The organism is Streptomyces sp. NPDC051183, assembly GCF_040682455.1.
Lineage (GTDB): Bacteria > Actinomycetota > Actinomycetes > Streptomycetales > Streptomycetaceae > Streptomyces.
In genome coordinates this window covers 102,514-114,424 of record NZ_JBFBBA010000021.1, presented here as the reverse complement: position 1 = coordinate 114,424, position 11,911 = coordinate 102,514, and the positions used below count along the sequence as shown (strand labels likewise).

At 71.8% G+C, this 11,911-nt stretch carries 7 protein-coding genes; 6 read left to right on the top strand and 1 reads right to left on the bottom strand.

The window, feature by feature from the left end; genetic code table 11:
* Window positions 1-35: 35 nt before the first annotated feature.
* Window positions 36-1,130, bottom strand: coding sequence for an NlpC/P60 family protein (locus AB0M99_RS20225; RefSeq protein WP_365922223.1), 1,095 nt, complete (start codon window positions 1,128-1,130; stop codon window positions 36-38).
* A 1,189-nt stretch (window positions 1,131-2,319) separates the two neighbouring features.
* On the opposite strand from AB0M99_RS20225, the gene AB0M99_RS20220 reads away from it, so the two are divergent.
* From AB0M99_RS20220 to AB0M99_RS20195, 6 genes are all read left to right on the top strand, one after another.
* Window positions 2,320-3,897: an AbfB domain-containing protein gene (locus tag AB0M99_RS20220; RefSeq protein WP_365922221.1), complete on the top strand. Its 1,578-nt coding sequence runs from the start codon at window positions 2,320-2,322 to the stop codon at window positions 3,895-3,897.
* 65 nt (window positions 3,898-3,962) lie between these two features.
* Window positions 3,963-4,556 carry an RICIN domain-containing protein gene (locus AB0M99_RS20215; RefSeq protein WP_365922219.1) on the top strand — a complete coding sequence of 198 codons (594 nt, stop codon included), beginning with the start codon at window positions 3,963-3,965 and terminating at the stop codon, window positions 4,554-4,556.
* Window positions 4,557-4,591: 35 nt separating this feature from the next.
* Window positions 4,592-5,266 carry an RICIN domain-containing protein gene (locus tag AB0M99_RS20210; protein WP_365922217.1) on the top strand — a complete coding sequence of 225 codons (675 nt, stop codon included), beginning with the start codon at window positions 4,592-4,594 and terminating at the stop codon, window positions 5,264-5,266.
* A gap of 119 nt (window positions 5,267-5,385) precedes the next feature.
* Window positions 5,386-6,501, top strand: coding sequence for a hypothetical protein (locus AB0M99_RS20205; protein WP_365922215.1), 1,116 nt, complete (start codon window positions 5,386-5,388; stop codon window positions 6,499-6,501).
* A gap of 151 nt (window positions 6,502-6,652) precedes the next feature.
* Window positions 6,653-10,954, top strand: a complete 4,302-nt coding sequence (locus AB0M99_RS20200) for a polymorphic toxin-type HINT domain-containing protein (RefSeq protein ID WP_365922213.1) — start codon at window positions 6,653-6,655, stop codon at window positions 10,952-10,954.
* A gap of 10 nt (window positions 10,955-10,964) precedes the next feature.
* Window positions 10,965-11,198 carry a hypothetical protein gene (locus AB0M99_RS20195; RefSeq protein ID WP_365922211.1) on the top strand — a complete coding sequence of 78 codons (234 nt, stop codon included), beginning with the start codon at window positions 10,965-10,967 and terminating at the stop codon, window positions 11,196-11,198.
* Window positions 11,199-11,911 lie beyond the last annotated feature (713 nt).

The window sequence follows — 11,911 nt, the reverse complement described above, 5'->3', positions numbered from 1 at the left end:
AGGTCCGATAGTGGACAGCGCGCCGGGGTACGAGTTCAGGAGCCGACGAAGCGGGTGGCACCCACGAACGGGCGGTTGGTCAGGGGTTCTTCCCTCACCCTCTCCCCGGTCTTGGGCGAGTTGATCATCATCGGTACGCCCTTGTCGTTCCTGCCGACGTAGATGCCCACGTGGGTGACGTTCGAGGTGCTGCTGCCGAAGCCCACGACATCGCCGGGCCGGAGGTCGGCCGGCGTCGTGATCCGCTCGCCCTCGGCCGAGCCGGCGGGCGCCGCGCCGCCGCCCGCATCGAACTGGGGCTGGCTGTCACGCGGGATGGTGATTCCGAGAGCGGAGTACACCTGGCTCGTCAGCCCGGAGCAGTCGTATCCGAACCCGGCCGTGCCGGACCACAGGTACTCCAGACCCAGGAACTTGCGCGCTTCGGCGACCACGTCGTCGCCGGTCACCCCGGACGGCGGGACCTTCGCGAAGTCATCGCGCTCGAAGTAGATCGGGGTGCCGTCGTTGGCCCGGGCCTCCACGACGGCCGGGGCGCCCGCGACGGGCTTCACGGCGAACTCCGTGTTGAACGAGTACTCGGCCCCTCCCTTGGACCGCGCCCCCGCCGCCAGTGCCTGCCGCGAGCCGTAGCCCCAGGCGGTCGGGCTGGTGACGCGCTCCGCGGTCGTGCCGGACGGGGCCTTCTTCCGGAGCTTCGTCAGCTGCCGATCGGGCACCCAGCCGGGGTAGCCGGCCGTGTCCCTGGGCGTGGGCTGGCCGTGGACCACCACCTTGTCCCAGAGCACGCCGTCCTTGGTCGTCGTGTCCACCACGGTGACCCGGCCCCCGTACAGGGCCTGCGTCTCACCCGGAACGTCTCGGCGCAGGTTGATGTCGTGGGCCATCGCGGCGAACCAGCCCCGGATGTCCACCGGGTTGGTGAGCGCCTTCGCGTCCACCGTCCGTACGCTGTCGGGGCTCACCCAGATCTGGGCGACGGACACGTCCACGTAGCAGGTCCTGGCGCCCTTGCAGGCGGCCGAGGCCGCCGAGGGGGAGGCGTCCGCGGCTGAGACGTCATGCGTCAGGGGAACCAGGGCCATGACGGCGCCGACGGCCACGGAAAGCGCGGTATTCGAGAGGGGCATACGGCGATTGTCCCGCGCGGGCCGCGGCGGACCAGGGACCGATCGGCCGACCATGCGGCTGAAATCGGACATGCCGGTCAACCGCCGCGTCCGCAACGGCTGCCGACGGGCCCGCGCTTCACCCTCTGCCGGGGGCGCACTCACGTCGAACGGTCCCCGACGGCGGCGAACACCCGGACCGGGGTACGCATCGGGTCTTTGCTCGGACGGCTGTTGCTGAGCGAGCAAGTCCTGGTCGACGTCCTCGCCTCTCTCCCCATTGAGCAGCGAGAGCGGATTCTGCGTTCGGAGACGCGACTGATCGACTTCTTGGACCGCCACGCCCGAAGCGGCGGGGGTTGAGGTCGCGGCTGGCCGCGACCTCGGGCCAGCGGGCCGTAGTCGCGCAGGGTGCTGTAGGCGCACCGTTGGTGCCGTGGCCTCCGTTGCCGCCTTCGCCGGAGGCGCTGGCGTGCCCGCCCCGCCCGCCGGTGATCACCGAGTCCGCCTACTCCGGCGACGGGCACACTGGCCGAAGAAGGTCGACCCACTGATCTCGTGGACCGGCGCCGCCGGTATCGGCGCCCGGCGCCGTTGATCACCTTGCGGTGGCACTTCCAACGGCCACCCCGTCCGAAATTCTTCGGAAGGCGCGGTTCCATGCGAACCCATTCCGCGTCCGAGGGATCACCCCCCGCCCCGCATGAGCGGAGCGATTTGGCTAATCGCTGGTTACGCGACCCCTCGGACACGCTCCAGTCGTCCTTGACCCCGATGCCGCCCGGCCGGGAACGGCGCATTGTAGGCCGTCAGCAGGGCGACAAATCTTGGTGTGTACCAGGCCACATCCTGCCCTTACGTCCTGTCGCCGACGGGCGGTCAGGGACGGTCGGCGGACTCGCAGCCCGTGTGCGGACTGCGCGGGGAGGGCTCTGGACGCGCCATGGGTCGGCGCAACCCGGCCCTTCTCTGTTTATGGAATCGGCCAGTCAGGGCCATCTTCCAGCCATTGCCGCCCTAGGTTGGGGTTATTTTCGGTGGAAAATTGACCGAAAATGGATCTATAAATCGCCCGATGGGTGGCAACCGGGCGGGAGCAGTCAATTCCGTTTTGACTGAACTTTGGTGATCTTCAAGACTGCGCCCACCGACCATCCCGCACCCATCGGGAACTGCGTGCGGGACCTAGCAGGGGGAAACCGAAAGCAGAATGAAGAAGAGCTACTCGAACTCCCGTCGTATGACGAAGGCCGTCGCGCGCGGGCTCGTGACGGCCACCGCGCTGGCCGCCGTCAGCGGTGCGGCCGCGCCGCTCATCGCGCTCGCCGCCCCTTCCGCCGCCGTGGCCGCCGCCGGGATCGGGACCACCGACAAGCAGCGCGTCGACGCCGCTGCCGTCGTGCGCCTCGACCCGAGCCCGGACGTACTGCTGCTCAGCGACATCGACTTCATCCACGCCCTCTGGCAGAAGGCCCGCGACGGCGGGGAGGCCTTCGACTCCGTGCGGCTGGCCGCCGAGGGGGCCATGATCAGCGACGTGGCCGACGAGCACGTCGCGTTCATCGCCACCGGCATCCACGAGGCGTACGCCGTCGACAAGCAGCGCGAGAAGGACAAGGCCGACGCAGCCCGCGCCGCCCGCCTCGCCAAGTCCCAGGTTCTGATCGCGGTCGGTATCCCGAACAGCCCCGACCTCCTCGACCTCAGCGACGACAACTTCATCCGCGCCGTGATGCGGCACGAGGCCGCCGGTCCCGAGGTCCGCGCCGCCGCCGCGACGGCCCTGGCCGGCGACACCGCCGCCTGGCGGGAGTTCATCACCAACGGCGCCCGCGAGGCCCACCAGCGCGACGTGGCCAGGGAGCTCAAGGAGCTGGAGGAGCGCAATCGCGAGGAGGCCGAGCGACGCAAGGAGCAGGCGGCCCGCGCCAACACGGCCGCCCTGTTCCGCGTCACGGCGAGCGAGGCCATGCTGCTCCTCAGCGACGACAACTTCATCCGCGAACTGCTGCGCGTCGCACCGGCCGACGCCAAGGAGAGCGAGCTGTACGCGGCGGGCCAGCGCGCGGTCCTGAACCCCGACCCGGCCGTGTGGAAGCAGTACATCCACACCGGCGCCGAAGAGGCGTACAAGAAGGACGACGAGGCTCGCCGCAAGAAGATCGCCGACGCCAACCGCCTGCTCGTCACGCAGATCCAGGCCGCCGCCGAGAAGACCGGCGTGAACCCGAACCTGGTTGCCGCCGCGAAGACGGCGCTGGCCGGCGGCGACGAGGCCGTCGCGCAGTTCCTCAAGGAGGAGAGCCTCTACCGGGCCAAGCGGCAGACGCTCCAGCCGGTGAACGCCAAACTGCCCGGCTTCGTCATCCGGCAGTCCGGCGTCGACGCCGGCGAGGCGTTCATCGCCCCCGTGTCCGCCGGCTCCAAGCAGGCCGACCGCGAGGACGCCACCTGGGTCGTGGTGCCCGCCCTGGGCGGTCAGCCGAACTGCTACTCCTTCGAGTCCGCGCGCAAGCCCGGCCACTACCTGATGCAGAAGGACCTGCGGGTCCGGCTGACCGCCAGCGACAGCAGCGCGCAGTTCCGCAAGGACGCCACCTGGTGCGCGAAGAAGGCCCTCGTCGGCTCCGGTACGTCGTTCGAGTCGGCGAGCCAGCCGGGCCGCTTCCTGCGGCAGTACCAGGGCGACCTGTACGCGGCCGACAAGAGCGCCAAGAACCGCTTCGATGCGGAGAAGGACTTCGCCCTGGACGCCACCTGGAAGGTCGCCGCCCCGCTCGCGCGCTGACCACGGCAGCCGCAGCAGCAGCCGCAGAATCCTTTCCTTCCACCTGAGAAGAACGGAAACACCCCATGTCTCGGATCGTCCGATCCGTTCTGGCCATCGGGGCCAGTGCCGCCGTGCTCGCCGCCGGCGTGACCGTCGCCGTCGCCGCCGCAGAGCCGTCCACCCCGTCCGTCACCGCTTCGTCCGTCACCGCCGCCGTCGCGTCTCCCCCGGCCGTACAGCTCAAGGCCGAGCACAGCGGCAAGTGCCTCGCGATCGGCAACGCCAGCCTGCGCAACGGCACCAACGCCACCCAGTCCACCTGCGCCGACGACAGCGAGAACCAGAAGTTCGACATGGTGCCCACCGGTGCGGGCACCTTCGAGCTGAAGTTCAAGCACTCGGGCAAGTGCCTCGACGTGGAGAGCTCCGGCACCACGAACGGCACGGTCGTCCAGCAGTGGTGGTGCGTGGGCGTGCAGAACCAGCGCTGGCGCCTCGTGATGGTCGACATCGCCAACGAGCTGTACGAACTGCGGCCCGCCCACACGGCGGCGAACGCGCAGCGCTGCCTGAACATCGCGTCCGCAGGCAAGGACGACGGCGCCGCCGCGCAGCTGGCGTCGTGCAGCGGTTCGGCCGCCCAGAAGTGGCGCATCCAGCCGGTCACGGCAGCCTGAGCATCCAGATCCCGCGAGAGGAAACCGATCCCATCATGTCTCGGATCATCCGGGCCGCCCTGGCCGTAGGCGCCACCTTCGCCGTGCTGGCCGGCACCGCGACCGCCGTGCAGGCCGACGGGGACACCGATGCCCGTGCCGCGGCCGAAGCCGCTCGCCTCGCGGCCGAGGCGGCGCAGAGGGCCGCCAACGGCGATCCCGCCGAAGCGGCCCGCGAGGCCGCGCTCACGGCGCACGCCGCAGCGCAGGAGGCCAGGTCCCGCGCCGCGATGGCCCCGACGGCCATCACGCTCACGGCCGCCCACAGCGGCAAGTGCCTGGACGTCGAAGGCGGCAAGACCACGGACGGCATCAACGCCCAGCAGTACACCTGCAACGGCAGCGACGCCCAGAAGTGGAGTGCCGTGCCCGCGGTGGGCGGCAGCTTCGAGCTGCGCTCCGCCCTCAGCGGCAAGTGCCTCGAAGTACAGCAGCAGGGCACCAAGGCGGGCTCGGCCGTCCAGCAGTTCACCTGCGGCCAGGGTGCGCACCAGCGCTGGCAGTTGGTGCTGGTCGACCCCGTCCGCAAGCTGTACGAGGTGACGCCGATGCACGCCGCGGGCATGTGCCTGGACGTCCCCGGCGGCAAGAAGGACAACGGCATCGACACGCAACTCTACACCTGCAACCGGTCCGACGCCCAGCTGTGGCAGGTCCAGCAGGTCAAGTAGACCTGCCGAACGGGGGCGCCTGAGCACTCCCGTTGACGCCGCGGAGGGGCAGGGCCGGGCCTACGGCCCTGCCCCTCTTCGGCTGTGAACACGTTCTTCTTCCTCAAGGGGGTCTTCAGTTGAGTCGTCAGTGGTGGGGTGCGCGGACGGCGGCGGCCGGCGTGCTGGCCGGCGGGATCGCGATCGGGGGCGTGGCCCCGGCGTGGGCGGACGCCCCTGTCGCGGCCGCCGCGTCGTCGACCGTTCCGGGCGCGCAGGCGGAGCAGACGCTGTCGCCCGAGCTGGCCGCGGCCATCGAGGAGGCGCGCCGACGGGTGACGTCGATGGCGAAGACGCACCCGGCCGCCGAGGTCCGGACCTCGGCGTGGAACGCGCTGCGGAGTTCCCGCGGCGACGAGGCGCTTCTCGAGTGGCTCGCGCCCGGCGGCGGTTTCGACTACGCCAAGCAGCGGGCGCGGGAAACGCGCGCCCGGAACAAGGCGTTCTGCGAGCGCGTCGTGGCCACGCACACGGTGGGTTTCTCCCCCGAGGTGCGGGCGGCCGCCGCGCGGGCGCTGAAGGGGAGCGTCGCCGAGCAGGCGGCGTTCGTGAAGACGGGGTACGCCGACGCGCAGCGGCGTGACCGCGCCGCGCGCGAGGCCACCGAGCAGCAGCGGCTGGAAGTTGCCGCCAAGGACCGGGACTTCGTACGCGCCCTCGGCGAGCACGATCCGGGCGAGCAGGTACGGGTCGCGGCGCAGTGGGCGCTGCGACCGGGTACCACGGACACGGACGTGGCGGAGTTCTTCGGCTACGGGTGGGCCACCGGCGCGGCGTTGGACCTGGAGGGGTACCGGACGCGTGTGGCCGACGGGGAGACGCTGCGGCACCACACGCTGACGCTCCTGATCCGGGAGGCCACGGCGGCCGAGGAGGCCGTCAAGGACTCGGCGGACGCGGCTCAGGCCCGCGCCGCGGCGGAACGGGCCTGGAAGGCGGTGTCCGCACACGCCGACGCGGCGCAGCGCGCTTGGCTGGCCGAGCAGACCGCCGCCGCCGCGCAGGCGGAGAACTGGCGGGCCGTGGCCCTGCTGTCCCGGGAGTCGGCGGAGGAGCTCTGGAAGGCGATCTCGGGCACCGCCGAGACCAACCAGGGCGCCTGGGCCGGGGAGCAGGCGGGGGCCGTCGAAGCGGCGGCGTTCTGGAAGGCCACGTTCGAGCAGGCCCAGAACGGCGAAACCCGCGCCCGGGGCTGATCCCGGGGATCCGGCCGGCCCATGACGGACCGGCCGGACGCATTTGACCACCCCGCCCGCTGACCTGGGCGGGGGTTTCTCGATCCATTCGTCTAGGGGGTTTCCCGTGTGGGGAAGGTTCCGGCCCAAGGCCGGAAGGCTACGCGTGGGCGTGGCCTTGAACGTACGGAAGGCCGTGTCCGCAGCGGTCGTCGTGGCGGTGCTGGGCACCGCAACCGGCGAGGCCGCTGCCGCGACCGCCGCCGTACCCAACGAGAAGGCGTCGCTGACGCAGACGCTGGCGGCGCTGGACCAGTTGGCGGGGGCGCTCAAGCCGAAGACGGCCGGCGCGGCGCCCGCCGCGAAGTCCGAGCTCCAGCAGATCAGCGACGAGCGGGACCGGCAGCTGGTCGAGGACTTCGCCGAGTTCGACGAGGAGGAAGAGGTCCGCGAGGCCGCGAGGAAGGCGCTGGAGAGCACCGACCCGAACGCCGTCCGGCAGTTCCTGGAGCACGGCGAGGCCGAGGCGCGCCAGCGCGCCAAGGACAAGCGCGCCGGTGCCGACACCGCGAACCGCCAGCAGATCGAGAAGCTGCGCGGCACCGGCGGCCCGTTCTTCAACGCCGAGGTCGAGCGGGTCCTCAAGGGCACGGCGCAGGACCGCGCCGACTTCCTGGCCTTCGGCGCGGACATCGCCAAGCAGCGTGACGAGGCGGACAAGCAGAACGCCGCCAAACGCGCCGAGGAGAACCGCAAGCGCGTCGAGATGCTGGCGTCGGTGGGCGGACCCGCGGTCAAGCAGGCCGCGCAGGCCGCCCTGGACTCCAAGAACGACACGGTGATCGCGGAGTTCCTGGAGAAGGGCTACCAGGTCGCCGCGCAGCAGGACGCCGACGACCGGGCCGCGCACGAGAAGGCGCAGAAGGCGGCCCTGGAGGCGGCGGAGAAGCTTCGTGAGCTGGCCCGCAAGGCGGCCGTCGCCGCCGAGGCCCGTACCAAGCTGATCGCCGCGCACGGCGACGCAGTCAAGGCGCTCAAGAACGCCTCCAACGCCATGTCGGCGGCGGCGTCCGCCGCGCGCGAGGCTGACCGGATGCTGGACGCCGACCGGGCCGGCAAGCGCCTGTCCAACTACGACCAGGTCAAGGCCGAGGTCGCGCGTCAGGTCGGGTACGGCCGGGCCGCCGCCAACGCCGCTCAGGTCGCGGCCGCGCAGGCCAAGATCCAGGCCGATGTGCTGGTGGAGACCGGGCTGGAGCACGGCACCCAGTGGTCCGAGGTCGCCTCGGGCATCGCCGCCGCCGCGGAAGCCGCGGTGAAGGCCAGTGAGACGGCCCAGCACGCGGTGGACGCCACTGCCGCCGACGCCGCCGGCCTGAACGCCCAGAACCAGGCCGAGTTGCACGAGCAGCAGGCCAAGAAGTGGCGGGCGAACGCCGAGGAGCACGCCCGGGCCGCGGCCCGGATGGCCGAGGCCGCCGAGAAGCAGGCGAAGATCGCCGCGACCGCCGCGGCGCGGGCCAAGGACGCGCGCGTGGCGGCCGAGCAGGCGGAGCGCGAGGCGTGGGAGCACGCCCGCAAGACCCGCGATGCCCGTATCGAGGCGCAGCGCCAGGCCGCGATCGCGGCCGAGCAGCGCAAGATCGCCGAGCGTGAGCGCGACCTCGCCGCGGCGGCCCGGGCCCGGGCCGAGCGCGAGCGGGACATCGCCGCGGCCGCGCGTGCGCGCGCCGAGGCCGAGGCCCGTACGGCTTCCGCCGCCCGCGCGCAGGCGCAGGCGGCCCAGGCGACGGCCGCGTCCGCGCGTGCGTCCGCCGCCCACCAGGACGGCATCGCCGCCGAGGCGGACCGCAAGGCACGGGAGGAGGAGACCAACTCCCGCAACGCCCGCAACGCCGCGTACGCGGCCGAGCAGCGGCACGATGCGGCAGAGGCCCGGGCCAAGGCGACCGAGGCGATCGCCGCCTCCGGTCGCGGCACGATCGACGCCGGTGTCGCCCGCTCCGCGGCCGACCAGGCGCGCGCCGACGCCAACACCGCGGGCCAGGCGGCCGGTCAGGCCCGCAGCGCCGCCGACACCGCCGGCGGTGCGGCCGTACGGGCGCGTTCCGCCGCGACGGAGGCCGCGGGTGCGGCCGCCCGGGCGCGGGCCGCGGCGGCCGAGGCCACCGCGCACGCCGCGCGCGCGAACGCCGCGGCGAACAAGGCCGAGGCCGCTGCAGCGGCCGCCGACGCCGCCGCCAACAAGGCGGAGGCCGAGGCCGCCCTCACGCACGCCGCCGCCCAGCGCGCCAACCAGAAGGCCGCGGAGGCCACGGCCCAGGAGGCCCGTGCCGGCATCGCCGCGCACGAGGCCGCCCGTCTGGCCGGGCTCGCCGCCATGCACGCGAACAACTCCCTCCAGGCCGCGAACCGCACCAAGGAGGAGGCCCAGGGCGCCGTCCGCGAGGCGGCGGTGGCGCGGGTCCAGTCCACCATCGCGGTCAAGTCGGCCTCCGCGGCCCGCGGCACGGCCGCCGGCATCGCCGAGCCGGCCAACATGGCCATCGAGCTGACCGCGCCGTTCGCCGGCAAGGACGTCGACGCCGATTTCGCCGCCGAGGTAGCCGCCGCGGCGGAGCAGATGGGCGCGGAGCAGGTTGCCTCGGCCGAGGCGAAGGCCGCGGAGGCGGTCAAGGCCGCCGAGGCTGCCGAGGCCGCGGCTCAGCGGGCCAACGCCCAGGTCGCTCCGGCCTTCAAGGCCGCCGCGCAGGCGGCGCGTTCGGCCGCGAGCGCCGCGCGTTCCGCCGCGGCGGCGATGAAGTCGGCGGCGCAGGCCGCCGAGGAAGGTGCCAAGGCCCGCGCGGCCGCGGCCCGCGCCAACCAGGCCGACGCACAGGCCCAGGCCGACGCCCAGCTCGCCCGTAACGCCGCCAACCAGGCCTACGCGGACGCGACCGCGGCCCGTAACGCCGCCAACCAGGCGGAGGCGGAGGCGGCCCGGGCCCGGGGCGCCGCGGCCGAGGCCGACAGCCACGCGGTGGCCGCGAACAGCGCCGCCAACCTGGCGGAGCACGAGGCGACCGTCGCCCGGGGCGCTGCCGCCCAGGCGGAGAAGGACGCCGCGGAAGCGAACAAGTTCGCGGAGTCGGCGGAGGGCCACGCCAAGTCGGCGGAGGCCGCGGCCAAGAACGCCAACACGTACGCCCGCGAGGCGGACGAGGCGGCGAAGAAGGCCGAGGAGTACCAGCGCGAGCAGGAGCGCAAGGCCCGGGAGGCCGCCGCCAAGGAAGCCGCGAGCAAGGGCAAGCCCCGGGAACTCGGCGAGGACGAGCTCGAAGCGCTGAGGAAGGCCGGCATCTCGCCGGAGGCGTACGAGGCGGCCCGCCAGCTGGCAGAGAAGGACCTCGTCGACTTCCTTTTGGAGAACGGCGGCAAGATCATCGTCGACCTCCTCTTCGAGGACATCAAGAAGTGCTTCACCGAGGGCAACTTCGAGAGCTGCTTCTGGGCCGTGGTCGGCAGCCTTCCCTGGGGCAAGGCACTGAAGGTCATCAGCGAGACGCCGGCGATCGCCAAGGCCCTCGTCAAGATCGTCGGCGGCCTCGACGACTTCCTCGACAAGTCCGCGGCGGCGAAGAAGCTGGTCCAGAAGGGCGAGGACATCCTCGAGGAGGCGCGCAAGCTGTGCGAGGCCTCGAAGCCCAAGAACAGCTTCACGCCGGGGACTCCCGTCCTCATGGCGGACGGCACGCGCAAGCCGATCGAGGACGTCCGGATCGGCGAACGGGTCCGGGCCACCGACCCCGAGACCGGCAGGACCGAGGGCCGCGCCGTCACCGCCTTGATCGTCGGCGAGGGCAGCAAGGCGCTCCGGGAGCTCACCGTCGACACCGACGGCGCGGCCGGGAACGCCACTGGCACCATCACGGCCACCGAGGGGCACCCGTTCTGGGTCGCCGACCGGCACGACTGGGTGAACGCCGAGGACCTCAGGGCCGGTGACCGCCTGCGCACCGCGGACGGCGAACTCAGGGAGCTCGTCGGCGTCCGTGCCTGGACCGAGCCGATGCGGGTGCACAACCTGACGGTCGACGGCATCCACACGTACTACGTGTTCGCCGCCGACGTGCCCGTACTCGTCCACAACGAGACGGTGAAGTGGTGCGGCCCGGTCGGCCAGCACCCCGAGGTGAAGGCGCTCCTCACGGACGCCATCGCCATGCTCGAGAAGAAGAACGTCGGCAACATGGGGAAGCTCGGGCGTGCGGACAACGTGATCCAGCTGTGGGACCAGAAGGACGCCAGCCTCGACCCCAGGTTCATGACTCCCGAGCACCTCGCCAACGTCAAGAAGTACTTCACCCGCGACGAGATCGAGGCATTGTGGAAGTACATGGCCAAGGTGGACGAGGTGTCGACCGCGGGGGGCAATACGAGCCCGAGCGCCCCGCAGCGCGCAAAGGTCCTCAAGCACTACCTCGACACTTGGTAAGGTTTTCGGCGTGAAGATCATCTTCAGGAACGACGGCGACGATCGGCTCAATGTGATGTTCGAGCCCGCCGGTATGGAGCACGACATTCCACCGGGTGATCACATCGTGGTGGACTGGCCGGCCCCCAAGAACGAAGCCTTCGAGGGCAGTGTCGACCACACACCCGCGGGTCTCGTCCTCACTCCGCCGTCCGACGAGCCGTTGCGGGCATGGGACTCCGCGGGCAACGAGCTCGATGTCTGAGGGGCGGCCGTCCGTGTGATCCACCGGTAGGCCACAACGGCGAAGGTCGCCGACCTTTCGCTATTCCACCAGCGGTGGGCACTCACTCACGTGAGTGCCCACCGCTGCTGCGTTCCCGGGCACCGGCTTGCGCAGGACCGCTTGACCAACCATCCAATGCGCTCGGCCATCCGGACCGTTCGGCGTTCCGCAGGCCGCCGGGCCGCGAGTGGCGAACCGCTCTCGCCACTCACGCACCCATGTCGTCAAGCCCCCGGCCCCCGGCCCCCGGGCACGCTCCGCCCTCGCTACAGCCGCGAAGCCCTTGCGTACCGCTGCCTCCAGCAAGGCCGGGCGAAGTGGGTCAGGCCGACGCTGCCGTTTTCCCCACGGGGGGGGTAGCAGCCCACAGCCGCAACGCGTCCGGGGCATCCGCCGGCGCCGTGCGGAGTCGGCAGTTGCCGTTCCCTTCCGTGTCGACGACCGCCGGGGCGCGCCGCGGCAGTCATTTATTGCCGGGCCTTCGATGTGCGGCCGCGGCCCCGCCGTGCCGAACGCCTCATGGGGGTGGCAGGCCGTCCCGAAATTCTGTCCGTGGCGCCAGTAAGCCTGAAACGTTACGTCCATTTCAGCGTCGTGAATCTCGCGCCCCAAGTCGACAGGGAATCTTCACGAGTTCGTCCACATGGAAATTCCACATCAGCTGGGAGGCCGAAAGCTATCGATCAACTCCG

Excerpts from the sequence above, each read along its gene's own strand:
- AB0M99_RS20225 (WP_365922223.1), bottom strand. The coding sequence starts at position 1,130 with ATGCCCCTCTCGAATACCGCGCTTTCCGTGGCCGTCGGCGCCGTCATG.
- AB0M99_RS20220 (WP_365922221.1), top strand. The coding sequence starts at position 2,320 with ATGAAGAAGAGCTACTCGAACTCCCGTCGTATGACGAAGGCCGTCGCG.
- AB0M99_RS20215 (WP_365922219.1), top strand. The coding sequence starts at position 3,963 with ATGTCTCGGATCGTCCGATCCGTTCTGGCCATCGGGGCCAGTGCCGCC.
- AB0M99_RS20210 (WP_365922217.1), top strand. The coding sequence starts at position 4,592 with ATGTCTCGGATCATCCGGGCCGCCCTGGCCGTAGGCGCCACCTTCGCC.